At 58.4% G+C, this 24,010-nt stretch carries 22 protein-coding genes; 15 read left to right on the top strand and 7 right to left on the bottom strand.

Annotated features, from left to right (window positions below; translation table 11 throughout):
• Window positions 1–53: 53 nt before the first annotated feature.
• Entirely contained in the window at window positions 54–863 is an 810-nt protein-coding gene (tcdA, locus tag BFL40_RS30690; protein ID WP_052198936.1) for a tRNA cyclic N6-threonylcarbamoyladenosine(37) synthase TcdA, read from the top strand.
• Between the two features lie 34 nt (window positions 864–897).
• On the opposite strand, the gene BFL40_RS30685 is transcribed toward tcdA, so the two are convergent.
• The 4 genes from BFL40_RS30685 to BFL40_RS30670 form a co-directional block, all read right to left on the bottom strand.
• On the bottom strand, window positions 898–1,311 hold the full coding sequence (locus BFL40_RS30685) for a SufE family protein (protein ID WP_071487459.1): 414 nt from the start codon (window positions 1,309–1,311) through the stop codon (window positions 898–900).
• Window positions 1,308–2,513 (bottom strand): aminotransferase class V-fold PLP-dependent enzyme, encoded by a 1,206-nt coding sequence (locus tag BFL40_RS30680; RefSeq protein WP_071487458.1) that lies wholly within the window; start codon window positions 2,511–2,513, stop codon window positions 1,308–1,310. The genes BFL40_RS30685 and BFL40_RS30680 overlap by 4 nt, the downstream gene beginning before the upstream one ends.
• A gap of 64 nt (window positions 2,514–2,577) precedes the next feature.
• A complete protein-coding gene (gene dapD / locus BFL40_RS30675) occupies window positions 2,578–3,612 on the bottom strand; it encodes a 2,3,4,5-tetrahydropyridine-2,6-dicarboxylate N-succinyltransferase (RefSeq protein ID WP_071487457.1) in 1,035 nt (344 codons plus the stop codon).
• Between the two features lie 32 nt (window positions 3,613–3,644).
• Window positions 3,645–3,953 carry an arsenate reductase gene (locus tag BFL40_RS30670; RefSeq protein WP_231982825.1) on the bottom strand — a complete coding sequence of 103 codons (309 nt, stop codon included), beginning with the start codon at window positions 3,951–3,953 and terminating at the stop codon, window positions 3,645–3,647.
• A 278-nt stretch (window positions 3,954–4,231) separates the two neighbouring features.
• On the opposite strand from BFL40_RS30670, the gene BFL40_RS30665 reads away from it, so the two are divergent.
• A complete protein-coding gene (locus BFL40_RS30665) occupies window positions 4,232–5,875 on the top strand; it encodes a Na+/H+ antiporter (protein ID WP_071487456.1) in 1,644 nt (547 codons plus the stop codon).
• Between the two features lie 12 nt (window positions 5,876–5,887).
• Here the strand turns inward: BFL40_RS30665 and dapC are convergent, their stop codons facing one another.
• The 3 genes from dapC to map all read right to left on the bottom strand — a co-directional run bounded on the left by dapC (window position 5,888) and on the right by map (window position 10,753).
• A complete protein-coding gene (gene dapC, locus BFL40_RS30660; RefSeq protein WP_071487455.1) occupies window positions 5,888–7,087 on the bottom strand; it encodes a succinyldiaminopimelate transaminase in 1,200 nt (399 codons plus the stop codon).
• Between the two features lie 111 nt (window positions 7,088–7,198).
• Complete coding sequence (locus tag BFL40_RS30655; protein WP_071487454.1) at window positions 7,199–9,901, bottom strand: [protein-PII] uridylyltransferase; 2,703 nt, start codon at window positions 9,899–9,901, stop codon at window positions 7,199–7,201.
• Between the two features lie 69 nt (window positions 9,902–9,970).
• Entirely contained in the window at window positions 9,971–10,753 is a 783-nt protein-coding gene (gene map, locus BFL40_RS30650) for a type I methionyl aminopeptidase (protein WP_016974402.1), read from the bottom strand.
• Window positions 10,754–11,140: 387 nt separating this feature from the next.
• Here map and rpsB point away from each other — a divergent pair, with 387 nt between their 5' ends.
• The 13 genes from rpsB (at window position 11,141) to lpxA (ending at window position 24,009) form a co-directional block, all read left to right on the top strand.
• Window positions 11,141–11,878, top strand: coding sequence for a 30S ribosomal protein S2 (gene rpsB / locus BFL40_RS30645; RefSeq protein ID WP_003189158.1), 738 nt, complete (start codon window positions 11,141–11,143; stop codon window positions 11,876–11,878).
• A 191-nt stretch (window positions 11,879–12,069) separates the two neighbouring features.
• Entirely contained in the window at window positions 12,070–12,933 is an 864-nt protein-coding gene (gene tsf / locus BFL40_RS30640) for a translation elongation factor Ts (RefSeq protein WP_071487453.1), read from the top strand.
• A 210-nt stretch (window positions 12,934–13,143) separates the two neighbouring features.
• Window positions 13,144–13,887, top strand: a complete 744-nt coding sequence (gene pyrH, locus BFL40_RS30635) for a UMP kinase (protein WP_071487452.1) — start codon at window positions 13,144–13,146, stop codon at window positions 13,885–13,887.
• Window positions 13,884–14,441: a ribosome recycling factor gene (frr, locus tag BFL40_RS30630; RefSeq protein WP_049709667.1), complete on the top strand. Its 558-nt coding sequence runs from the start codon at window positions 13,884–13,886 to the stop codon at window positions 14,439–14,441. Before pyrH ends, frr begins: the two co-directional genes overlap by 4 nt.
• 17 nt (window positions 14,442–14,458) lie before the next feature.
• Window positions 14,459–15,214 (top strand): polyprenyl diphosphate synthase, encoded by a 756-nt coding sequence (gene uppS / locus BFL40_RS30625; RefSeq protein WP_071487451.1) that lies wholly within the window; start codon window positions 14,459–14,461, stop codon window positions 15,212–15,214.
• Complete coding sequence (locus BFL40_RS30620; protein WP_071487450.1) at window positions 15,215–16,021, top strand: phosphatidate cytidylyltransferase; 807 nt, start codon at window positions 15,215–15,217, stop codon at window positions 16,019–16,021.
• Entirely contained in the window at window positions 16,018–17,208 is a 1,191-nt protein-coding gene (gene ispC, locus BFL40_RS30615) for a 1-deoxy-D-xylulose-5-phosphate reductoisomerase (protein ID WP_071487449.1), read from the top strand. Before BFL40_RS30620 ends, ispC begins: the two co-directional genes overlap by 4 nt.
• 53 nt (window positions 17,209–17,261) lie before the next feature.
• Window positions 17,262–18,614: a sigma E protease regulator RseP gene (gene rseP / locus BFL40_RS30610; protein ID WP_071487448.1), complete on the top strand. Its 1,353-nt coding sequence runs from the start codon at window positions 17,262–17,264 to the stop codon at window positions 18,612–18,614.
• Window positions 18,615–18,688: 74 nt separating this feature from the next.
• Window positions 18,689–21,076: an outer membrane protein assembly factor BamA gene (bamA, locus tag BFL40_RS30605; RefSeq protein WP_071487447.1), complete on the top strand. Its 2,388-nt coding sequence runs from the start codon at window positions 18,689–18,691 to the stop codon at window positions 21,074–21,076.
• Window positions 21,077–21,121: 45 nt separating this feature from the next.
• A complete protein-coding gene (locus BFL40_RS30600) occupies window positions 21,122–21,625 on the top strand; it encodes an OmpH/Skp family outer membrane protein (RefSeq protein WP_003189173.1) in 504 nt (167 codons plus the stop codon).
• 3 nt (window positions 21,626–21,628) lie between these two features.
• A complete protein-coding gene (lpxD, locus tag BFL40_RS30595) occupies window positions 21,629–22,684 on the top strand; it encodes a UDP-3-O-(3-hydroxymyristoyl)glucosamine N-acyltransferase (RefSeq protein WP_071487446.1) in 1,056 nt (351 codons plus the stop codon).
• 111 nt (window positions 22,685–22,795) lie between these two features.
• A complete protein-coding gene (gene fabZ, locus BFL40_RS30590) occupies window positions 22,796–23,236 on the top strand; it encodes a 3-hydroxyacyl-ACP dehydratase FabZ (protein ID WP_071487445.1) in 441 nt (146 codons plus the stop codon).
• The gene (lpxA, locus tag BFL40_RS30585) at window positions 23,233–24,009 is read left to right on the top strand and encodes an acyl-ACP--UDP-N-acetylglucosamine O-acyltransferase (protein WP_071487444.1); all 777 of its coding nucleotides are present in this window, start codon (window positions 23,233–23,235) and stop codon (window positions 24,007–24,009) included. Before fabZ ends, lpxA begins: the two co-directional genes overlap by 4 nt.
• Window position 24,010 lies beyond the last annotated feature (1 nt).

Here is a 24,010-nt window from a genome sequence, read left to right as displayed (position 1 = left end):
CGAACTTGTCGCTACGTAGTCCATAATGCGCGCCGGTTTTTGGGGTAATGGTCATGAGTACAGAAGATCCGCGGTTTGCAGGCGTCGCCCGCTTATATGGCATTGAAGGCCTGGAACGCTTGAAGGCGGCCCACGTGGCGATCGTCGGCGTCGGCGGCGTAGGCTCCTGGGCGGCGGAAGCCATGGCCCGTTGCGGGGTGGGCGAGATTTCGCTGTTTGACCTGGACGACGTCTGCGTCAGTAACAGCAACCGCCAGTTGCACGCGCTGGACAGTACCGTCGGCAAACCCAAGGTCGAAGTGATGGCTGAGCGCCTGCGCGGTATCAACCCGGACTGCACGGTGCACGCGGTGGCGGACTTCGTGACTCGCGATACCATGGCCGAATACATCACGCCGAATATCGACTGCGTGATCGACTGCATCGACGCCGTCAACGCCAAGGCGGCACTGATTGCCTGGTGCAAGCGCCGCAAGATCCAGATCATCACCACCGGCGGTGCGGGTGGGCAGATCGACCCGACGCTGATCCAGGTCTGCGACTTGAATCGCACCTTCAATGACCCGCTGGCCTCGAAAGTACGTTCCACCTTGCGCCGCGACTACGGCTTCTCCCGCACCGTGACCCGCCATTACAGCGTGCCCTGCGTGTTTTCTACCGAGCAACTGCGCTATCCCAAGCCGGACGGCAGCATTTGTTTGCAGAAGAGTTTCGTGGGGGATGGCGTAAAGCTGGACTGCGCCGGTGGGTTTGGCGCGGTGATGATGGTCACCGCGACATTTGGCATGGTGGCGGCGACCAAGGCAGTGGACAAGATTGTGGCCGGGGTACGTCGGCCGTCGGAGCGGGTCAAACCCACTTAACTACCCCTGCCTCCCACGCAAGCCAGCGGCTGCTTTAGTTTTGTGTACGACTTAGTTCACGCATGCGCTGCAATACGGCGTTGAGACCATTGCTGCGCGACGGTGATAGTTGGCGGGAAAGCCCCAATTGCTTGAACCAGTCGGGCAAGTCGACGGCCTGCAACTCGGTCGCAGACAGCCCGTTGACCCTTGCCAGCAGCAACGCCACCAGGCCACGAATCATGCGGGCGTCGCTGCTCGCGGCAAACTGCCAATGGCCGTCGTGCAAGCGCCCCACCAACCACACCAGGCTTTCGCAGCCCTGCACCAGGTTGGCGTCGATCTTCTCCTCATCGGCCAAGGCAGGTAGGCGTTCGCCCCATTGCATCAGCATTCGCGCGCGTTGTTCCCAACTGCCTACCGCCTGAAACGCTTCCAGGGCAGTAACCGCTTCTACCGGCAAGCTCATCGCAACATATCCAGTGCCTGGTCCAGCGCTTCAAAGAAGCGCTCCAGGTCATCGGAGTCGTTATACAGCGCCAGGGACACGCGAATTGCCCCCGACAAATGCATCGCCTTGAGCAGTGGCATCGCACAATGATGCCCGGCACGCACGGCAATGCCTTGTTCGGTCAGCAGATGCGCCAGGTCGGCGTTATGCACACCGTCCACCACAAAACTGGCCAACGCCACCTGTGGTGATCCCAGTACGCGCACGCCATTGCGCGCTTTCAACCCACGCAACAGGTAGTCATGCAGCGCGGCTTCATGGGCGATCACCGCGTGCTGATCCAGCGAACTCAGGTAATCCAGGCTGGCGCCCAAGCCGATCACGCTGGCAATCGGCGGTGTCCCGGCCTCGAAGCCTAACGGTGCGGGGCGGAAGCTGGCGCTGTGGTAGTCCGCCTGTTGCACCATCTCACCACCAAACTGCCAGTGGCGCAGGTGATGCAGGGCCTCGTTGCGGCCATACAGCACGCCGACGCCGTCCGGGCCGTACAGTTTGTGGCTGGAAAATACGTAGAAATCGCAACCCAGCGCCTGCACATCGTGGCGGCCGTGGACGATGCCTTGGGCACCGTCGACCACGGTCAGGGCTCCATGCGCCTTGGCCAGTGCCAGCAGGGCTTCCAGCGGTTGCCAGGCGCCGAGCACGTTGGATAGCTGGCTCACGGCCAGCAGCCGCGTGCGCGGTCCGATCAGTTCTGCGGCGGCAACGAGATCAATCACGCCGTCATCACCCAGAGGCAATACCACTAGCGTGAGTGCGCGACGCTTGGCCAGTTGCTGCCAGGGCAACAGGTTGGCGTGGTGTTCCAGGGCGCTGATGACAATTTCATCGCCCGCATTAAATAAGTGCTCAAGGCCATAGGCCAAGAGATTCAGCGCAGAGGTTGCGCCGTGGGTAAAGACAATTTGCCCGCTGTCACCTGCGTTCAACCATTGCGCGACCTTACTGCGGCTGTCTTCAAAAGCCTGGGTCGCATGGGCCCCCGGCAAATGCTGGGCACGGTGCACATTGGCCGCGCCATTGGCGTAGTAATGGCTGATGGCATCCAACAGGGCCTGGGGTTTTTGCGTGGTAGCGGCGTTGTCCAGATAGGTCTGGTCTTGCCGTTGCAGGGTGGCGATGGCCGGAAAGTCGGCGCGCCAAGGGGAGGGCACAAGCATGGTAATCAAGACTCGTATAAGCGAGCCCCAGGTTCGGGGCTCGCCAGTGGCATCGAGTCGCTGCTTAGTTGTGAGCGTGCAGCGCTGCGTTCAGTTCGATCGCCGATTTGTGGGTTTTACATTCCACGGCGCCGGTTTCGGAGTTACGGCGGAACAGCAGGTCCGGTTGACCGGCCAGTTCGCGTGCCTTGACCACTTTGACCAATTGGTTCTGCTCGTCCAGCAGCGCAACCTTGGTGCCGGCAGTCACGTACAGGCCCGACTCTACAGTGTTGCGGTCGCCCAACGGGATACCGATACCGGCGTTAGCACCGATCAGGCAGCCTTCGCCGACCTTGATCACGATGTTGCCGCCGCCCGACAGGGTGCCCATGGTGGAGCAACCGCCGCCCAGGTCCGAGCCCTTGCCGACGAACACGCCAGCCGACACACGGCCTTCGATCATGCCCGGGCCTTCGGTGCCGGCGTTGAAGTTGACGAAACCTTCATGCATCACGGTGGTGCCTTCGCCCACGTAGGCACCCAGGCGGATACGTGCTGCGTCAGCGATACGCACGCCGGCCGGTACTACGTAGTCGGTCATTTTCGGGAACTTGTCCACCGAGAACACTTCCAGCAGCTCGCCACGCAGGCGTGCTTCGAGCTGGCGTTCGGCGAGTTCGCCGATGTCGATTGCGCCCTGGCTGGTCCAGGCTACGTTCGGCAGTTGCGGGAACACACCGGCCAGGCTCAGGCCGTGAGGCTTGACCAGGCGATGGGACAGCAGGTGCAGCTTGAGGTAAGCCTCAGGCGTGGAGGTGAGTGCGGCGTCTTCGGCCAGCAGGGTGGCGACCAGCGGCTTGTGGCTTTCGGCCAGGCGGGTCAGCAGCGCGGCTTGGGTGGCGTCGACGCCTTTCAATGCGTCAGCCAGTTGCGAAGCTTGGGCCACGGTGAAGGTGATGGCTTGGTTGCCTTCGGTGTAACCGAGGATCGGCGCGATGGCTTTGATGATGTCGGCCGACGGGTTGAGCAGCGGTTGTGCGTAAAACACTTCCAGCCAAGCACCTTGGCGGTTCTGAGTGCCGACGCCGAAGCCCAGGCTGAACAGGGAGTTAGACATGCTGTTACCTCTACAAAAAATGAAGGGCTGGCCTACTTGAGGGCCGCCGAATAACTATCTGGCTTGAAGCCAATCAGGGTTCTGTCACCGAGATCGAGCACCGGGCGCTTGATCATCGAGGGTTGTGCGAGCATCAATTCAATGGCTTTCGACTGATCGAGATCGGCTTTGCGTTCGTCTTCGAGTTTGCGAAAGGTGGTGCCCGCACGGTTCAAAACCACCTGCCAACCGTGCTCGTTGCACCATTGGGTCAAGTGTTCGCGGTCGATTCCGGCCGTTTTGTAGTCGTGAAACTCATAGCTCACAGCGTGCTCATCGAGCCAGGTGCGCGCCTTTTTCATGGTGTCGCAGGCTTTGATGCCGAAAAGGTGCAACGTTTTGCTTGAAGCGGTCAAGGAATTGCCCCCTTTGAGCTAATGAAAATTAAAGGTCACGGATTATGCCACGACCAGCGGCTTTGGGTGCCGCTCGTCATGCCTGCCTATGACTAAGTGCGACTTTTGTGCAAAAGCCAGCGCGCAGCATAGGTGGGTAACATAGCCGGGTAATATGGCACTTCAACGGCGAGTTGTTGCCTGATGTGTGTCGTTGCAAGTCGATTGTCCGGGAAACCCGCGTTATGCAAACCGCCTACACCGTTCTTATCCTACTGATGCTGGTCAGTGTTTCACGTCTTGTCGGGCGTGTTATTCCTCTGCCGTTACCTTTGGTGCAGATCGCTGCGGGCGCCTTGCTGGCCTGGCCCACGCTGGGGTTGCATGTGGCGCTGGACCCGGAGTTGTTCCTGTTTCTGTTCCTGCCACCCTTGTTGTTCTCCGACGGTTGGCGCATGCCCAAGCGTGAATTGTGGCGCCTGCGGGGGCCAATCCTGACGTTGGCGGTGGGGCTGGTGCTGTTCACGGTGGTTGGGGCCGGTTACTTCATTCACTGGTTGTTGCCTACGATCCCGTTGCCGGTGGCTTTCGCCCTGGCCGCCGTATTGTCGCCAACTGACGCCGTGGCGGTGTCGGCTATTTCCCAAAATCGCCTTCCAAAACCCTTGATGCATATGCTCCAGGGCGAAGCCCTGATGAATGATGCATCGGGCCTGGTGACCTTCAAGTTTGCCCTGGCGGCGGCGTTGACCGGGGTGTTCTCCCTGGCGGATGCCAGTCTGACCTTTGTATTGGTGGCCGTCGGTGGCCTGGCCGTTGGCGTAGCGCTGAGCTGGCTGGTCGGCCGCCTGCGCGCGTGGATGATCGCGCGGGGTTGGGACGACCCGGCGACTCACGTGGTGTTCATGTTGTTGCTGCCGTTCGCCGCGTATGTACTGGCTGAGCGCCTGGGCGCATCGGGCATCCTGTCGGCGGTAGCGGCAGGCATGATGCAAAGCTGGCTCGACCTGCTGCCACGTCAGACCAGTACGCGTTTGCTCAACCGCAGTGTCTGGTCACTGCTGGAGTTTGCCTTCAACGGCTTGATTTTCCTGCTGTTGGGCTTGCAACTGCCGGACATCATCGAGGCGGTGGTCAGTCACGAGCCGACGCTGTGGCCAGCCTTGTTATATCGCTGTCTGGATGTGGTCGCGATTTTCCTGGTGTTGTTAGTGCTGCGCTTTATCTGGGTGCAGAGCATCTGGCGCCTGTCAGAGTTGTTGCGGCGGCTACGTGGGAAAAGCGAGCTTACATCCATGCCGAAAGCCCGTTCCTGCTGGCTGTTGACCGTCGGCGGTGTGCGCGGCGCGGTGACCCTGGCCGGTGTGATGTCGGTGCCTTTACTGCTGGCGCCGGGGCAGGATTTCCCTGAGCGCGACCTGCTGGTCTTTATTGCTGCGGGGGTGATCCTACTGTCACTGATCGCCGCCTGTATTGCTTTGCCGTTGCTGTTGCGTGGTATCGAAAAAAGCCCTGATGAAAAGCGTCACAACGAAGTACGCGAGGCTTGGAAAAAGACCGCAGTGGCTGCAATCCATGCCCTTGAAGCGCAGGAGCCTGCCGAAGCTGAAACCCAGGACGCCGCTCAGGCTGCACTGGTCGCGGAGCTCAAGGCACGGCTGATGTCCGAATATCGCCATCAGTTGGAAGTGTTCAACGACTCGGCCGAGGCCCAGGCGCTGGCGCAGCAGATGGACCTGCTGGAACGCAAATTGCGGCTCAAGGCCCTGCGCGCGCAACGTTTGGAGTTGTATTCCTTGAGCCGTCATCACCAGATTGGTGATGACGTTTTGAGGGAGGTGCTGGCGGATCTGGATATGAGTGAGGCGAATTTGGGTCATGTGAAATGACCCGAAAAGCCCTTATCGGCGACGCTGGATGAAGTCGCGAATCCGCTCGGCCGCTTCCACACACTCCGCCAACGGCGCAACCAGCGCCATGCGCACACGGCCGGCGCCAGGATTGAAACCGTCGACTTCACGCGACAGGTATGAGCCCGGCACCACGGTCACGTGTTCTTCCACAAATAAGTCCCGGCAGAACGCGGCATCGTCACCATTCACATTCGGCCACAGGTAGAAGCCGCCATCCGGGCTTTGCACGTCCAGCACCGGCTTGAGGATGGCCAGCACGGCGTCGAATTTTTCCCGGTACAGGTCACGGTTGGCTAGTACGTGTGCTTCGTCCTGCCAGGCAGCAATACTGGCCAGCTGGGTTTGCACCGGCATCGCGCAGCCATGGTAGGTGCGGTACAGCAGGAAAGCTTTGAGGATATCGGCATCGCCCGCCACGAACCCAGAGCGCAGGCCCGGCAGGTTGGAGCGCTTGGACAGGCTGTGGAACACCACGCAACGCTTGAAGTCCTGGCGGCCCAGTTCGACGCAGGCGCTGAGCAGACCTGGTGGCGGGGTTTGTTCGTCGAAGTACAGCTCGCTGTAGCACTCGTCGGCGGCGATCACGAAGTCGTATTCGTCGGCGAGGGCGATGAGTTTTTTCAGTGTCTCGACCGGGATCAGCGCGCCGGTCGGGTTACCTGGGGAGCACAGGAACAGGATCTGGCAGCGTTTCCAGATGTCCGGCGTGACGGCGTCGAAGTCAGGGTTGAAGCCGTTGGCGTCCAGGCATGGCAGGTAATGCGGCTTGGCTCCGGCCAGGAACGCAGCGCCTTCATAGATTTGATAGAACGGGTTCGGGCTGACTACCAGCCCATCGTCGCCACGATTGACCACTGTTTGAGTGAAGGCGAACAACGCTTCGCGGGTGCCGTTGACCGGCAAGATGTTGCGCGCCGGGTCCAGCCAGCCCTTGGGCACATTGAAGCGGCGTTCGCACCAGGCGCCGATGGCCTCACGCAGGGCCGGGATGCCCAGAGTGCTCGGGTACACCGCCATCTGGTCGAGGTTGTCAGCCAGCGCTTTGGCAACGAACGCCGGGGATTTGTGTTTCGGCTCGCCGATGGACAAGGCGATCGGGCGTTTTTCCGGGTTCGGTGTGACGCTGCCGAGCAGGGCGCGCAGTTTTTCGAACGGGTAGGGCTGCAACTGATTCAGGGCGTTGTTCATGATGGTCTCTATCAGGATCCTGTGGGAGCTGGCATCGCCTCGGGGTGCCAGATGCACCGTGGCGCCTGCATCGCAGGCAAGCCAGCTCCCACATGAATCGGGGTCACAAAGTTAAATGGTCAGGCGCGTCAGTTCGACCCCGGGTTCCTGGGTCACGCTCAGCTGCTGGACGATGGCTTCCTGCAGGCGCAGACACAACTCAGGGTCGGACAGCGGCTGGTTGTCGGCATCGGTAATGAAGAACACGTCTTCCACGCGCTCGCCGAGGGTCGCAATCTTGGCGTTCTGCAACGACAGGTCGAACTCCAGGAAGATTCCGCCGATGCGTGCCAGCAGGCCTGGGCGATCCGGTGCGCTGAGTTCCAGCACGGTCACCGGGCGCTGGGCGTCGTTGGAAATGGTCACCTGTGGCGCAAACGCAAAATGCTTGAGCTGGCGCGGTACCCGGCGCTGGATGATGGTCGGGTAGTCGTCAGGGTTGCGCAGGGCCTCGGTAAGACCCTCGCGGATTTTTTTCACGCGTGCCGGGTTATCGCCGATCGAATCGCCGTCGGTGTCGAGCACGATGTAGGTGTCGAGGGTGAACTGGCTGCTGGAGGTGATGACCCGCGCGTCATGGATGTTCAGGTTGAGCTGGTCCATGGCGGCCACGGTCACGGCGAAGAAGTCGTGTTGGTCCGGTGCGTAGATGAAAATCTGCGTGCCACCTTCGAATTCGCGCTGGGTGGTTTCCTTGATCAGCACCAGCGGGCCGCCATCGGCCGGTTGCTGCAAGATGGCATCACTGTGCCAGGCCACATCGCCGGCGGTGTGGCGCAAGAAGTAATCGTCACCTAATTGCGACCACAGTTGCTCGACGTCGTCCGGGTCGTTGCCGCCACGCACCAAAATGTCCAGGGCCGCGCTTTGGGTGCGGCGGATCTGCTCTTCGCGGTCCACCGGGTTTTCCAGGCCTCGGCGCAGCGCGCGCTTGGTCTCGGTGTACAACTGGCGCAGCAGGCTGGCGCGCCACGAGTTCCAAAGGGTCGGGTTGGTGGCGTTGATGTCGGAAACGGTCAGCACGTACAAATAGTCGAGGCGGGTTTCATCGCCGACGATCTGCGCAAAGTCGTGAATCACTTGCGGGTCGGACAGGTCCTTGCGCTGGGCGGTAGTCGACATCACCAGGTGATTTTGCACCAGCCAGACGATCAGGCGGCTGTCCCACAGCGGCAATTGGTGGCGCTGGCAAAAGGTCTCGGCGTCGACGGCACCGATTTCCGAGTGATCACCATGTCGGCCCTTGCCGATGTCGTGGTACAAGCCCGCGAGGTAAATCAGCTCAGGCTTGGGCAGTTTGGCCATCAGCTTGCTGGCTAGCGGGAATTTCTCTGACACCTGGGTGTATTGCAGCTTACGCAGGTGCTTGATCAGGTTCAGGGTGTGGGCGTCCACGGTATAGATGTGGAACAGATCGTGCTGCATTTGCCCTACGATAAAGCCGAACTCAGGCAGGTAGCGCCCGAGAATGCCGTAACGGTTCATGCGCCGCAGGTTGCGGTGGATGCCTATCTTGCATTTGAACAGTTCGATAAACAGGCTGGTGTTGCGAATGTCGTTGCGAAAATCATCGTCGATCAGGTGACGGTTTTCCCGCAGCAAACGGATGGTGTCGGCGCGTACGCCTTTGATTTCCGGCTGCTGGGCCATCAGCACGAAGATTTCCAGCATGGCGAACGGCGTACGGCGGAACACATTATCGTTGCGCGCCTCGATATAGCCGTCGTGCAACTGGAAGCGCGCATTGATCGGCTGCGGCGGCGCTTCGTCTTCGGGGGCGAGGATCACTTCTTCAAAGTGCTGGATGATCAGGTCGCTGAGCTGGGCAATGCTCATGACTACCCGGTAGTACTGTTGCATGAAGCTTTCGATGCTGGTCTTTGCGTCTTCACCTTCAAAGCCCAGCAAGGTGGCGATGGAGCGCTGATGATCGAACAACAGGCGATCTTCGGAGCGCCCGGCGAGCATGTGCAAGGCGTAGCGCACCTTCCACAGGAACTCCTGGGACGAGGCCAGCAGGGCGTTTTCGCTCTCTACCAGGAAGCCTTCGCCAGCCAGGGCACGCAGGTTCAGCGTGCCGTATTGGCGACGCGCGACCCACAGAATCGTCTGGATATCCCGCAGCCCGCCTGGCGAGCCTTTGACGTTGGGCTCCAGGTTGTATTCGGTGTCGTTGTACTTGTGGTGCCGGGCTTTTTGCTCGGCGCGCTTGGCCAGGAAGAACTCTTTGCTCGGCCACATATGCGCGGTGCTGGTGACTTCGAGCATTCGCTGGCGCAGACGCTCGGGGCCTGCGATGGTGCGGCTTTCCATCAGGTTGGTAATGACGGTCAGGTCGGCGCGGGCCTCGTCGGCGCATTCGTCCACTGAGCGCACGCTCTGACCGACTTCCAGGCCGATGTCCCACAACAGCGTCAGAAAACGCTCGATGGAATCGCGAAAGATCTCATGATCGGCGCTGTCCAGCAGGATCAGCAGGTCGATATCTGAGTAGGGGTGCAGTTCGCCGCGACCGTAGCCGCCGACCGCCACCAGAGCGATATCGGCGTCTTCGCTCCAACTGAACTGTTCCCAGGCCTTTTGCAGGATGTTATCGACGAACCAGGCACGGTCTTCAATCAGCCGGCGAATGTCCCGGCCGCTGCGAAAGCGCTCATCGAGCACTTCGCGGGCTTGCCGGATAGCCTTCTTGAAGGCGGCGATGGGGCTCGCCTTCAGTGCCAGCTCGGCCTGGAACTGGCCACGGTCGAAGAGTTCGGGATCCACCTGGGGCATCGTTCGGCTTTCCTTTCTATCTATTCAGTCATTCACAACACAGTTTGGGAAAGCCTAAGCAACCTTCTATTACGCCGAAACGCGAGGGATTGTGTCGTCCGCGCGCAGGGTGAAGATCTCGTAGCCGGTTTCGGTAACCAGCAGGGTGTGTTCCCACTGGGCCGAGAGCTTGCGGTCCTTGGTGATGGCAGTCCAGCCGTCGCCCAGCACCTTGGTGTCGGCCTTGCCCTGGTTGATCATCGGCTCGATGGTGAAGGTCATGCCTGCTTTCAGCTCCATACCGGTGCCGGCGCGGCCGTAGTGCAGGATCTGCGGTTCTTCGTGAAAGACTGTACCGATACCGTGGCCGCAGAATTCGCGTACCACCGAGAAGCCATTCTTTTCGGCGTGCTTCTGGATCACTTCACCAATATCGCCCAGGCGGCAGCCAGGCTTGACGATTTCGATGGCCTTGTACATACATTCCTGGGTGACTTGGGACAGGCGCTCGGCCCAGACCGGTACGGTGCCGACGTGGAACATGCGGCTGGTGTCGCCGAAATAGCGGTCTTTGATCACGGTAACGTCGATGTTCAGGGTGTCGCCGTCCTTCAGGGGTTTGTCACCCGGAATCCCGTGGCAGACCACGTGGTTGACCGAGGTGCAGATCGACTTGGGGAAGCCTTTGTAGTTCAGCGGGGCAGGGATGGCCTTCTGAACGTTCACTATATAGTCGTGGCAGATCTGGTTCAGCGTGTCGGTGGTGACGCCTGGCTTGACATGCTCGGCAATCATTTCCAGCACGTCGGCAGCCAGTTTGCCGGCAATGCGCATGCCGGCGATGTCTTCGGCGGTTTTCAAACTAACGGTCATACAGGCTCTCTCTAGCGCGACGCGCTGAAATCAATACGGTTTACGGGCGTGCGACAAAAGGTTACAGAATTCGCACAAGCCACAGAAAACACGATTCTAACAGACGCGGGCAGCAAATCATGAGCCCCTGACGATCGCTTCTCTCTATAGAGTAGGGGTATGTCTGCTCTATTCAAGGGGTTACACGAAAGCGGTCGTCGGCAAATGTGATTGCGGGTTTCGTTTTCGTTGTTCGTGTGGTATAAAATGCGCCGCTTTCCGGGGATACCCCGCAAAGCTTAAATCCACACACGTGTCGACACGATGACCTGGGTGCCGGAGGCCTTGATGCCGCTGGTTGGTCATTGGGATACGTGGAGGCCAAACCCGACTTATTAAGGAACTATCATGTCCCAAGTCAACATGCGCGATATGCTGAAGGCCGGTGTGCACTTCGGTCACCAGACCCGTTACTGGAACCCGAAAATGGGTAAATACATTTTCGGCGCGCGTAACAAGATCCACATCATCAACCTTGAAAAAACCCTGCCAATGTTCAACGAAGCTCTGACTTTCGTAGAGCGTCTGGCCCAGGGCAAAAACAAGATTCTGTTCGTCGGCACCAAGCGTTCCGCTGGCAAGATCGTTGCTGAAGAAGCAGCACGTTGCGGTTCGCCGTACGTCGATCACCGCTGGTTGGGCGGCATGCTGACCAACTTCAAAACCATCCGTGCTTCCATCAAGCGTCTGCGTGACCTTGAAGTGCAAGCCGAAGACGGTACTTTCGCCAAGCTGACCAAGAAAGAAGCGCTGATGCGCTCCCGTGACCTGGAAAAGCTCGATCGTTCCCTGGGTGGTATCAAGGACATGGGCGGTCTGCCTGACGCACTGTTCGTTATCGACGTTGATCACGAGCGCATCGCGATCACCGAAGCCAACAAACTGGGCATCCCTGTTATCGGCGTAGTCGATACCAACAGCAGCCCGGAAGGCGTTGACTACATCATCCCAGGCAACGATGACGCAATCCGCGCTATCCAGCTGTACATGGGTTCGATGGCTGACGCTGTAATCCGTGGTCGCAACCACGTTGCTGGTGGTACCGAGCAGTTCGTAGAAGAAGCTCCGGTAGCAGCCGCTGAGTAATTAACGCCCTGGCGTTGACTCAGTAAGCAAAAAGGGGGCTTGGCCCCCTTTTTGCCACCTCGAAAACCATTTGTCGGCAGCGCAGCTACATCATTTGTAACGTGCAGCGGCCTACAAGGGTGATTCGGGAAGAATTGATCGCCCGTTTGATCGGGTGGAATGGTTGAAAACCTATCCAAGAGGATTTTGAAATGGCAGAGATTACTGCAGCGTTGGTTAAAGAACTGCGTGAGCGTACCGGCGAAGGCATGATGGATTGCAAAAAGGCCTTGACCAAGGCCGGCGGCGACATCGAAAAAGCCATCGACGACATGCGTGCTTCCGGCGCCATCAAGGCTGCCAAGAAAGCAGGCAACGTAGCTGCTGAAGGCGCTATCGCTCTGAAAGAAGACGGTAAAACCGCAGTTCTGCTGGAAGTGAACTCGCAGACCGACTTCCTGGCCCTGCAAGATGACTTCAAGGCATTCGTTGCTGCCAGCGTTGAAAAAGCGTTCGCTGACAAGCTGACTACCGTTGAGCCTCTGATCGAAGCTCAAGAAGCTGCTCGCCTGGTACTGGTCGGCAAGGTTGGCGAAAACGTCAACATCCGTCGCCTGGCTCGCGTTGAAGGTGATGTTGTTGGTGGTTACCTGCACGGCAACAAAATCGGCGTTGTGGTTGCCCTGAAAGGCGGCGACGTTGAGCTGGCTAAAGACATCGCTATGCACGTAGCGGCCAGCAACCCTGAATTCCTGCTGCCATCGGAAGTGTCCGCTGACGCAATCGAGCGCGAAAAAGCCGTGTTCCTGAGCCTCAATGCCGACAAGATCGCCGGCAAGCCAGAAAACATCGTTGAAAACATGATCAAAGGCCGTATCAGCAAGTTCCTGGCTGAAGCGAGCCTGGTTGAGCAGGCGTTCGTCAAGAACCCTGAAATCAAGGTTGGCGAACTGGCTAAGAAAGCCGGTGCTGAAATCGTTTCCTTCACCTACTACAAAGTAGGCGACGGCATCGAGAAGCCGGTCGACAACTTCGCTGAAGAAGTTGCTGCCCAGCTGGCTGCCGCCAAGCAATAAGACAGCTTTCAACTGTCGCCCGAAAGAGGCTGCCCGCTCACGCGCGCAGCCTCTTTTCAAATGGGAAGGCTAATTTTATTTGGCTTCCTTTCGGAACTGGCTTACAAAGCCGTGTTCCGATGGCGCTGTGATAGCGTCCAGCTAGAGTGAACGCAAGCCGTAAACGGCTCGCCAAGAATTTTTAAAAATACGCCGCAGGAGAGATTCGCAATGGCTCAGCAGGGCAGTGGTTATCAGGCTCGCTATAAACGCATTCTACTCAAGCTTAGCGGCGAGGCCCTGATGGGCTCGGAAGAGTTCGGGATCGATCCCAAGGTGCTCGACCGTATGGCGCTGGAAGTCGGCCAACTGGTTGGTATCGGCGTCCAGGTTGGCCTGGTGATCGGCGGCGGTAACCTGTTCCGCGGCGCGGCACTGAGTGCGGCAGGCATGGATCGTGTTACCGGCGACCACATGGGCATGCTGGCCACTGTGATGAATGCCCTGGCCATGCGCGACGCGCTGGAGCGCGCCAACATTACCGCTATCGTGATGTCGGCTATTTCCATGGTCGGCGTAACCGATCACTATGATCGGCGCAAAGCCATGCGTCACTTGGATGCCAAGGAAGTGGTGATTTTTGCTGCCGGTACCGGCAACCCTTTCTTCACCACCGATTCGGCAGCTTGCCTGCGCGGCATCGAAATCAATGCCGACGTGGTGCTCAAGGCTACCAAGGTCGATGGCGTATACACTGCTGACCCATTCAAAGACCCGCATGCCGAGAAGTTCGATCATCTGACTTACGATGAAGTGCTGGATCGCAAGCTGGGCGTGATGGACCTGACGGCTATTTGCCTGTGCCGTGACCACAAGATGCCGCTGCGCGTATTTAACATGAACAAGCCCGGCGCCCTGCTGAATATCGTACACGGCGGTGCGGAAGGGACTCTGATCGAGGAAATCGAACAATGATCAACGAAATCAAAAAAGACGCTCAAGAGCGCATGCAGAAATCCCTGGACTCTCTGAACCATGCATTTGGCCAGATTCGTACCGGCAAGGCCCACCCAAGCATTCTGGGTAGCGTGATGGTGCCGTATTACGGCGCAGACACTTCCATCACTCAAGTCGCCAACATCACCGTAAAAGACTCGCGCACCCTGCAAGTTGTGGCTTTCGAGCGCAACATGCTCGGTGCCGTCGACAAAGCGATCCAGAGCGCCGGTCTGAACCTCAACCCGACCAACTTGGGTGAGTTGCTGCTGATCTCCATGCCTGCCCTGACTGAAGAAACCCGTAAGGGTTTCACCAAGCAGGCGCGCAGCGCAGCTGAAGATGCGCGTGTTGCCGTGCGCAACATTCGTCGTGATGCATTGGGTGACCTGAAGAAGCTGGTCAAGGACAAAGAAATCAGCGAAGACGAAGAGCGTCGTGCCGTCGCCGATATCGATAAGTTGACCAAGGACGCCGAGGCCCAGATCACCAAGGCCACGGAAGAAAAAGAAAAGGACCTGATGGCCGTATAAGGGGTCAGGACGCCTTCATGGAAAAGACCAAGCAGACTGTGCCCTCTGTGGTGCCGCGCCATGTCGCGATTATCATGGATGGGAATAATCGCTGGGCGAAAAAACGCTTTATGCCCGGCGTTGCCGGGCATAAAGCGGGTGTCGATGCGGTGCGGGCTGTAATCGAGGTGTGCGCCGAAGCCAAGGTCGAAGTATTGACCTTGTTCGCCTTCTCCAGTGAAAACTGGCAGCGTCCCGCCGAAGAAGTCAGTGCCTTGATGGACCTGTTCTTCAAGGCCTTGCGTCGTGAGGCCAAGCGCCTCAACGACAACAACATCAGCTTGCGCATCATTGGTGATCGCTCGCGGTTCCATCCGGAGCTGCAGGCTGCCATGCGCGAGGCCGAGGCTATCACCGCCGGAGCTAACCGTTTTGTGCTGCAGATTGCCGCCAACTATGGTGGTCAGTGGGACATCGCCCAAGCTGCGCAGCGACTTGCCCGCGAAGTGCAGGCCGGTCATCTGCGGCCGGAGGACATTACACCCGAGCTGTTACAAACCTGTCTGGTAACCGGCGACCTGCCGTTGCCGGACTTGTGCATCCGTACCGGCGGCGAGCACCGCATCAGCAATTTCCTGCTGTGGCAGCTGGCGTATACCGAGCTGTACTTCTCCGACCTGTTCTGGCCGGACTTCAAACACGATGCCATGCGTAATGCGTTGGCCGATTTTGCTTCCCGTCAGCGTCGCTTCGGTAAAACGAGCGAGCAGATCGAAGCTGGAGCCCGGGTTTAAATGCTTAAACAACGAATCATCACCGCACTGATCCTGCTGCCGATCGCCTTGTGTGGTTTTTTTCTGCTCGACGGTTCCGGCTTTGCGCTGTTTATCGGTCTGGTCGTGACCCTGGGTGCCTGGGAGTGGGCGCGCCTGGCGGGTTTCAATGCCCAGCTGCCGCGCGTGGTGTACGCCGCGGTCGTGGCGCTGTTGCTGTTCCTGATGTACATCCTGCCGGACATTGCGCCTTGGGTACTGGGTGCGGCGGTGCTCTGGTGGGCGCTGGCGACATTCCTGGTGCTGACCTATCCGCGTACCAGTGGTCAGTGGTCCAGTGTGGCCTGCAAGCTGGTCATTGGCTTATTGATCCTGCTGCCGGCTTGGCAAGGGTTGGTGGAGATCAAGCGTTTCCCAATCGGTAACGAGTTGATCCTGGCGGTGATGGTGCTGGTCTGGGGCGCTGATATTGGTGCCTATTTTTCCGGTCGAGCCTTCGGCAAGCGCAAACTGGCGCCGGCAGTCAGCCCGGGCAAGAGCTGGGAGGGCGTTTACGGCGGCCTGGCATTAACGTTGGTGATCGCTCTGGTTGTTGGTGTAGTGCGCGATTGGTCGGTGAAGGAAATTTTCCTGGCCCTGCTGGGCACGGCCATTGTCGTGTTTATCTCGGTAGTGGGTGACCTCACCGAAAGCATGTTCAAGCGCCAGGCCGGGATCAAGGACAGCAGCAACCTGCTGCCGGGGCATGGTGGTGTGTTGGATCGTATCGATAGTCTCACCGCTGCGATTCCGATCTTTGCCGTGTTGTTGTGGATGACTGCTTCGTGAGCCGCCTGCAGCAGGTGACTGTCTTGGGGGCGACCGGCTCGGTAGGGCTCAGCACCCTGGATGTGATCGCTCGCCATCCAGATCGCTATCAAGTCTTCGCCCTGACCGGATTCTCTCGTTTGAGCGAATTGTTGGCCCTGTGCGTGCGCCACGTGCCTCGGTTCGCCGTAGTGCCTGAAGTGACGGCAGCGCGAGGCTTGCAGGACGCGCTGCGGGCAGCGGGCCTTGCCACTCAGGTGCTGGTAGGCGAGGAGGGCTTGTGCCAGGTATCGTCCGACGCTGAGGTCGATACCGTGGTGGCGGCCATTGTCGGCGCGGCAGGTTTGCGTCCGACACTGGCGGCAGTCGATGCTGGTAAGAAGATTCTGCTGGCCAACAAAGAGGCGCTGGTTATGTCCGGCACGCTCTTTATGCAGGCGGTACACAAGAGTGGTGCGGTTTTGCTGCCCCTCGACAGCGAACATAATGCGATCTTCCAGTGTATGCCCGGTGATTTTGCCCGTGGTTTGAGTCAGGTCGGCGTGCGCCGGATTCTTCTGACTGCTTCCGGTGGTCCGTTCCGGCAGACTCCATTGGATGAGCTGGAGCATGTGTCGCCTGATCAGGCTTGCGCCCATCCGAACTGGTCCATGGGGCGTAAAATCTCCGTGGATTCGGCGAGCATGATGAACAAGGGCCTTGAGTTGATTGAGGCTTGCTGGCTGTTCGATGCTCGACCTGATCAGGTCGAGGTGGTGATTCACCCTCAAAGTGTGATTCATTCTCTGGTCGACTACATAGACGGTTCGGTGTTGGCCCAGTTGGGTAATCCCGACATGCGTACGCCGATCGCCAACGCCCTGGCTTGGCCGGAACGGATTGATTCCGGGGTCGCACCGTTGGACCTGTTCGCCATTGCCCGTCTGGACTTCGAAGCACCGGACGAGCAGCGCTTTCCGTGCCTGCGCCTGGCGCGCCAGGCGGCGGAGGTGGGTAATAGCGCTCCGGCGATGCTCAATGCGGCCAATGAAGTGGCCGTGGCGGCGTTTCTCGAACGACGCATCCGCTTTCCGCAGATCGCGAGTATCATCGAGGATGTTCTGAGTCTTGAGCCTGTAGTGGCTGTGAATGATCTTGGGGCAGTGTTCGAGGCGGATGCAAAGGCCCGCGCCCTGGCCGAACAGTGGTTGAACCGCAACGCGCGTTAGTCTGTGGGCAGGTTTGAGTCTTCAGGCACTGGATAGGAATGCGGAGAGATTAGATGAGTGCGCTCTACATGATTGTCGGCACCCTGGTTGCTCTGGGTGTGCTGGTTACCTTCCACGAATTCGGCCACTTCTGGGTGGCGCGTCGTTGTGGCGTCAAGGTATTGCGCTTTTCCGTCGGTTTCGGGATGCCGTTGCTGCGTTGGCACGACCGTCGTGGCACCGAATTCGTGATTGCCGCCATTCCGCTGGGTGGCTACGTCAAAATGCTCGACGAGCGCGAAGGCGAAGTGCCGGCGGATCAGTTGGATCAATCCTTCAATCGCAAGACCGTTGGTCAGCGTATCGCTATTGTCGCCGCCGGCCCGATTGCCAACTTCTTGCTCGCGATGGTGTTTTTCTGGATCCTGGCCATGCTGGGCAGCCAGCAGATGCGTCCAGTGATTGGTGCCGTCGAGGCAGACAGCATGGCGGCCAAGGCCGGGCTGGTAGCGGGGCAGGAAATTGTATCCATTGATGGCGAACCGACCACCGGGTGGGGTGCGGTCAATTTGCAGTTGGTTCGCCGGATGGGTGAAAGCGGCGCCATCAATGTCGTGGTGCGTGAGCTGGATTCCACCACCGAAACGCCTCGCGAGTTGGCGTTGGATCACTGGCTTAAAGGTGCGGATGAGCCTGATCCCATCAAGTCCCTGGGCATTCGTCCATGGCGTCCGGCTTTGCCGCCGGTGCTTGCCGAGCTGGATCCCAAGGGGCCTGCCCAGGCCGCAGGTCTGAAAACTGGCGATCGCTTGCTGGCACTTGATGGCCAGGCGCTTGGCGACTGGCAGCAAGTGGTCGATCTGGTGCGTGTACGCCCTGATACTAAAATTGTGCTGAAAGTTGAGCGCGATGGTGCTCAAATCGACGTCCCTGTGACCTTGTCGGTTCGCGGGGAGGCCAAGGCGGCCGGGGGTTATCTGGGCGCTGGCGTCAAGAGTCCCGAGTGGCCACCTTCGATGTTGCGTGAGATCAGTTACGGGCCGTTGGCGGCAATTGGCGAGGGTGCAAAACGCACTTGGACCATGAGTGTACTGACCCTCGAATCGCTCAAGAAAATGTTGTTCGGCGAGCTCTCGGTAAAAAACTTGAGTGGGCCGATAACCATTGCTAAAGTGGCGGGCGCTTCTGCCCAGTCGGGTGTCGCGGATTTCCTGAATTTCCTGGCTTATCTGAGTATTAGCCTTGGGGTTCTGAATTTGCTGCCCATTCCAGTATTGGATGGGGGGCATCTGTTGTTTTATCTGGTCGAGTGGGTGCGTGGTCGCCCCTTGTCGGATCGGGTGCAGGGTTGGGGGATACAGATCGGTATCAGTTTGGTGGTTGGGGTGATGTTGTTAGCTCTGGTCAACGATCTGGGACGACTGTAACGCTTCGCTGAATTGCGAATCTGCCGCATTTTGCGGCAGTTTGTTTATTGCCAGTTGGAATAAGAAAGGACTTCATGAAACGTCTGCTGCTAACTGCGGTTCTCACCGTATTGATGATCGCCGAAGTTCACGCCGAGTCCTTCACTATCTCCGATATTCGCGTCAACGGCCTCCAGCGGGTTTCCGCCGGTAGCGTCTTTGGTGCCTTGCCGTTGAACGTCGGGGAACAGGCGGATGATCGTCGCCTGGTGGAATCCACTCGTGCGCTGTTCAAAACCGGGTTCTTTCAAGATATCCAACTGGGTCGCGAAGGCAACGTCCTGGTCATCACCGTTGTTGAGCGACCTTCTGTCGCCAGTATCGCGATCGAGGGCAACAAGGCGATCTCTACTGACGACTTGATGAAGGGCCTCAAACAATCCGGCCTGGCCGAGGGCGAGATCTTCCAACGTGCCACCCTTGAGGGTGTGCGTAACGAACTGCAACGTCAGTACGTTGCCCAGGGTCGTTACTCTGCGACGGTGGAGACGGAAGTGATCCCGCAGCCTCGTAACCGTGTTGGCCTCAAGGTCAACATCAACGAAGGCACAGTAGCGGCGATTCAGCACATCAACGTGGTGGGCAACACCAAGTTCGCTGATGACGACCTGATCGACCTGTTCGAGCTCAAGACCACCAACTGGTTGTCGTTCTTCAAGAACGATGACAAGTACGCCCGTGAAAAACTGTCCGGTGACCTGGAGCGTCTGCGTTCCTACTACCTGGACCGTGGCTATATCAACATGGATATTGCTTCGACCCAGGTGTCCATCACCCCGGACAAGAAGCACGTCTACATCACCGTCAACGTCAACGAAGGCGAGAAATACACCGTTCGTGACGTGAAGCTCAGCGGCGACCTGAAAGTACCGGAAGACCAGGTCAAGTCCCTGTTGCTGGTGCAGAAAGACCAGGTGTTCTCGCGCAAGCTGATGACCACTACGTCCGAACTGATCACCCGTCGCCTGGGTAACGAAGGCTATACCTTCGCCAACGTCAACGGCGTGCCGACTCCGCACGATGATGATCACACTGTGGACATCACCTTCGTCGTCGATCCAGGCAAGCGTGCCTACGTGAATCGTATCAACTTCCGTGGCAACACCAAGTCTGCGGACGAAGTGCTGCGTCGTGAAATGCGTCAGATGGAAGGTGGCTGGGCGTCGACTTACCTCATCGACCAATCCAAGACCCGTCTTGAGCGCCTGGGCTTCTTCAAGGAAGTCAACGTTGAAACTCCAGCCGTGCCAGGTGTGGATGACCAGGTTGACGTGAACTACGCCGTTGAAGAGCAAGCATCGGGCTCGATTACTGCCAGCGTTGGTTTCGCACAGAGTGCCGGCCTGATCCTCGGTGGTTCGATTACCCAGAACAACTTCCTCGGTACGGGTAACAAGGTTTCCATCGGTCTGACTCGAAGCCAATACCAGAGCCGCTATAACTTCGGTTATGTCGACCCCTACTGGACTGCTGATGGTGTGAGCCTGGGCTACAACGCCTTCTACCGCACCACCGACTACAAAGATCTCGACGTTGACGTTGCAAGCTATGCGATCGACAGCCTCGGCGCTGGTGTCAACATCGGTTACCCGATCAGCGAGACCTCGCGCTTGACCTTTGGCTTGACCGCTCAACAGGACAAGATCAAGACCGGCGTGTACACCGTGGACGAGATTTTCAACTTCGTACGCAATGAGGGTGACCAGTTCCTGAACTTCAAGGCTTCGGCCGGTTGGTCGGAATCGACCCTGAACAAAGGTGTATTGGCGACCCGTGGTCACTCCCAGAGCTTGACCCTGGAAGCCACTACGCCGGGCAGCGACCTGTCGTTCTTCAAGCTTGACTACCGCGGCCAGTTGTTCCAGCCGCTGAGCGATAACTACACCATGCGCCTGCACACCGAGTTGGGTTATGGCGACGGTTATGGTTCGACCAGTGGTCTGCCGTTCTACGAGAACTACTATGCGGGTGGTTTCAACTCGGTTCGTGGTTTCAAGGACAGCACCTTGGGTCCACGTGGTACCCCGAGCCGTGGTGTGGGTGTGACCGGTAACCAGGGCACTGCCGTTGACTCTAACAACGACCCTCTGCCATTCGGTGGTAACGTACTGATCCAGGGTGGTGCGGAGATTTTGTTCCCGCTGCCGTTCGTCAAGGATCAACGTTCGTTGCGTACTTCGGTTTTCTGGGACGTGGGTAACGTGTTCGATTCCAAGTGCGAGCAGGTCACTAACCCGAGCGGCGTGAAGTCCCAGACCCAGTGCAACGAAGTCAGTCTGAGCAACCTTGCCAGCTCCGTAGGTGTTGGTGTGACATGGGTGACTGCGCTTGGCCCATTGAGCTTTGCTCTGGCCATGCCGATCAAGAAACCGGATAACGCTGAAACCCAAATTTTCCAATTCTCCCTCGGCCAGACGTTCTAAGCGTCTGACCCAAGATAACGACAACGGATTCTGTAGGAGTGCATCGTGCGTAAGTTGACTCAATTGGTTCTGCTGGCAACTGTGCTGGTAACCACCCCGGCCTTCGCTGAAATGAAAATCGCCGTTCTGAACTATCAGATGGCTCTGCTGGAATCCGACGCGGCCAAGCGATACGCCGTGGATGCCGAGAAAAAATTCGGTCCGCAACTGACTAAGCTGAAGACTCTGGAAAGCAGCGCCAAGGGCATCCAGGATCGTCTGGTAGCGGGTGGCGACAAGATGCAGCAAGGCGAGCGCGAGCGCTTGGAGCTTGAATTCAAGCAAAAGGCCCGTGACTACCAGTTCCAATCCAAGGAGCTGAACGAAGCCAAGGCTGTTGCTGACCGCGAAATGCTCAAGCAGCTCAAGCCGAAACTCGACAGCGCTGTGGAAGAAGTCATCAAGAAAGGTGCCTTTGACCTGGTGTTCGAGCGCGGCGCCGTGATTGACGTCAAGCCTCAATACGACATCACCCGTCAGGTGATCGAGCGCATGAACCAGCTGAAGTAAGCCATGACTGCGACTATCAAACTCGGCGAGTTGGCCGAGTTCCTGGGGGCTACCTTGCGTGGCTCCCCGGAGAAAGAAATCACTGGGCTAGCCACCTTGCAGGAGGCTGGCCCAGCTCAGTTGAGCTTCCTCGCAAATCCCCAATACCGTAAATACCTGGTCGACAGTCAAGCCGCAGCCGTGTTGCTGAAGGCTGCTGATGCTGAGGGTTTTGCCGGGGATGCACTGGTGGTGGCTGATCCTTACCTGGCTTATGCCCGTGCGTCGCACCTGTTCGATCCAAAGCCTAAGGCTGCCGACGGTATTCATCCGTCGGCCGTGATCGCCGATGATGCCCAGGTTGACCCTGCGGCCAGCATTGGCGCGTTTGCCGTGATCGAGAGTGGTGCACGTATTGCCGCTGGCGTCACAGTGGGCGCTCATTGCTTTATCGGTGCGCGTTGTGAAATCGGAGCCGATGGCTGGCTGGCTCCTCGCGTCACTCTGTACCACGATGTGCGTATTGGTGCGCGAGTAGTCATTCAGTCAGGCGCGGTGATTGGTGGTGAAGGCTTTGGCTTTGCCAATTCAAAAGGCGTTTGGCACAAGATCGCCCAAGTTGGTGGCGTATTGATCGGTGATGACGTGGAGATCGGCGTCAATACCGCAGTAGATCGTGGGGCATTGGCCGATACCGTGATCGGTAACGGTGTGAAGCTCGACAACCAGATTCAGATCGCCCACAACGTGCAGATTGGCGATCACACCGCCATGGCGGCATGCGTGGGTATTTCCGGCAGCACCAAGATCGGCAAGCATTGCATGCTCGCCGGTGGCGTAGGGCTGGTGGGGCATATCGATATTTGTGACAACGTCTTCATCACCGGCATGACCATGGTGACCCACTCGATTACCGAACCGGGTGCCTATTCTTCCGGTACCGCCATGCAGCCTGCGGCTGAGTGGCGAAAAAGTGCAGCACGGTTGAGGCAGCTCGACGACATGGCCCGGCGTCTCAAACAGCTGGAAAAGCGTGTTGCAGACGTGACCCCTGGCGCTAATGCTTCATCAGATGGCTGATACCATTTCCATATCAAGTGTGTACAGCCGCTAGACTGCCTCCTTGATTTGCTAGCGGGGCGTGCTTTTAGTCCGCCCGCCCCCAATCTTTATTACAGGCTTCCCCCCGAAATGATGGACATCAACGAGATTCGCGAATACTTGCCTCACCGTTACCCGTTCCTGCTGGTGGATCGCGTAGTGGACCTCAACACAGAGGAAAAGCGCATTCGTGCCTATAAGAATGTCAGCATCAACGAACCGTTCTTCAATGGTCACTTTCCCGAGCATCCAATCATGCCGGGCGTGTTGATCATCGAAGCGATGGCCCAGGCTGCCGGTATCCTTGGTTTTAAAATGCTTGACCTCAAGCCTGCCGACGGCACGCTTTACTATTTCGTTGGCTCCGACAAACTGCGTTTCCGCAACCCGGTCACGCCGGGTGACCAGTTGATCCTGGAAGCCAAGTTCATCAGCTGCAAGCGCCAGATCTGGAAATTCGAATGCCAGGCCTCGGTGGACGGCAAGCCAGTGTGCTCCGCTGAGATCATCTGCGCGGAACGCAAACTATGAGTTTGATTGACCCTCGCGCAATCATCGATCCGTCGGCCGTTCTGGCCGCCGACGTTGAGGTCGGCCCCTGGTCGATCATCGGCGCAGGTGTTGAAATCGGCGAGGGGACTGTCATCGGGCCGCACGTGATCCTTAAAGGTCCGACCCGCATCGGCAAACACAATCGCATCTACCAGTTTTCCTCGGTAGGTGAAGACACCCCGGACATGAAGTACAAGGGTGAAGAGACCCGCTTGGTAATCGGTGATCACAACATCATCCGTGAAGGCGTGACTATTCACCGCGGTACCGTACAGGATCGGGCTGAGACCACGTTGGGTGATCACAACCTGATCATGGCCTATGCCCATATCGGCCATGACAGTGTGATCGGCAACCATTGCATCCTGGTCAACAATACTGCGCTGGCGGGTCATGTACACGTTGATGACTGGGCGATCTTGTCCGGTTTTACCCTGGTCCACCAGTATTGCCATATCGGTGCCCACAGCTTTTCCGGCATGGGTACTGCGATTGGTAAGGATGTTCCAGCATTTGTCACCGTATTCGGCAACCCTGCCGAAGCGCGCAGCATGAACTTCGAAGGCATGCGCCGCCGTGGTTTCAGCGAAGACGCAATTCACGCCCTGCGTCGCGCCTATAAGGTGGTTTATCGCCAGGGGCTGACGGTAGATCAGGCGCTGACCGAACTGGCCGAGCCGGCAGCGTTGTTCCCGGAAGTCGCGGTGTTTCGTGACTCGATCCAGGCGTCGACTCGCGGCATCACCCGCTGAT

Origin of the sequence: Pseudomonas costantinii, from assembly GCF_001870435.1 — a bacterium.
Classification (GTDB): Bacteria; Pseudomonadota; Gammaproteobacteria; order Pseudomonadales; family Pseudomonadaceae; genus Aquipseudomonas; species Aquipseudomonas costantinii.
Note: the sequence above shows the minus strand (reverse complement) of the source record. Positions and strands in the feature narration are given on the sequence as shown.

Coding starts and splice junctions, on each gene's coding strand:
- BFL40_RS30655 (WP_071487454.1), bottom strand. CDS start 9,901: ATGCCCCAGGTGGATCCCGAACTCTTCGACCGTGGCCAGTTCCAGGCC.
- pyrH (WP_071487452.1), top strand. CDS start 13,144: ATGGCTCAGCAGGGCAGTGGTTATCAGGCTCGCTATAAACGCATTCTA.
- BFL40_RS30620 (WP_071487450.1), top strand. CDS start 15,215: ATGCTTAAACAACGAATCATCACCGCACTGATCCTGCTGCCGATCGCC.
- BFL40_RS30685 (WP_071487459.1), bottom strand. CDS start 1,311: ATGAGCTTGCCGGTAGAAGCGGTTACTGCCCTGGAAGCGTTTCAGGCG.
- lpxA (WP_071487444.1), top strand. CDS start 23,233: ATGAGTTTGATTGACCCTCGCGCAATCATCGATCCGTCGGCCGTTCTG.
- rseP (WP_071487448.1), top strand. CDS start 17,262: ATGAGTGCGCTCTACATGATTGTCGGCACCCTGGTTGCTCTGGGTGTG.
- tcdA (WP_052198936.1), top strand. CDS start 54: ATGAGTACAGAAGATCCGCGGTTTGCAGGCGTCGCCCGCTTATATGGC.
- uppS (WP_071487451.1), top strand. CDS start 14,459: ATGGAAAAGACCAAGCAGACTGTGCCCTCTGTGGTGCCGCGCCATGTC.
- bamA (WP_071487447.1), top strand. CDS start 18,689: ATGAAACGTCTGCTGCTAACTGCGGTTCTCACCGTATTGATGATCGCC.
- dapC (WP_071487455.1), bottom strand. CDS start 7,087: ATGAACAACGCCCTGAATCAGTTGCAGCCCTACCCGTTCGAAAAACTG.
- map (WP_016974402.1), bottom strand. CDS start 10,753: ATGACCGTTAGTTTGAAAACCGCCGAAGACATCGCCGGCATGCGCATT.
- BFL40_RS30665 (WP_071487456.1), top strand. CDS start 4,232: ATGCAAACCGCCTACACCGTTCTTATCCTACTGATGCTGGTCAGTGTT.
- frr (WP_049709667.1), top strand. CDS start 13,884: ATGATCAACGAAATCAAAAAAGACGCTCAAGAGCGCATGCAGAAATCC.
- BFL40_RS30670 (WP_231982825.1), bottom strand. CDS start 3,953: ATGAAAAAGGCGCGCACCTGGCTCGATGAGCACGCTGTGAGCTATGAG.
- BFL40_RS30680 (WP_071487458.1), bottom strand. CDS start 2,513: ATGCTTGTGCCCTCCCCTTGGCGCGCCGACTTTCCGGCCATCGCCACC.
- tsf (WP_071487453.1), top strand. CDS start 12,070: ATGGCAGAGATTACTGCAGCGTTGGTTAAAGAACTGCGTGAGCGTACC.
- dapD (WP_071487457.1), bottom strand. CDS start 3,612: ATGTCTAACTCCCTGTTCAGCCTGGGCTTCGGCGTCGGCACTCAGAAC.
- lpxD (WP_071487446.1), top strand. CDS start 21,629: ATGACTGCGACTATCAAACTCGGCGAGTTGGCCGAGTTCCTGGGGGCT.
- fabZ (WP_071487445.1), top strand. CDS start 22,796: ATGATGGACATCAACGAGATTCGCGAATACTTGCCTCACCGTTACCCG.
- rpsB (WP_003189158.1), top strand. CDS start 11,141: ATGTCCCAAGTCAACATGCGCGATATGCTGAAGGCCGGTGTGCACTTC.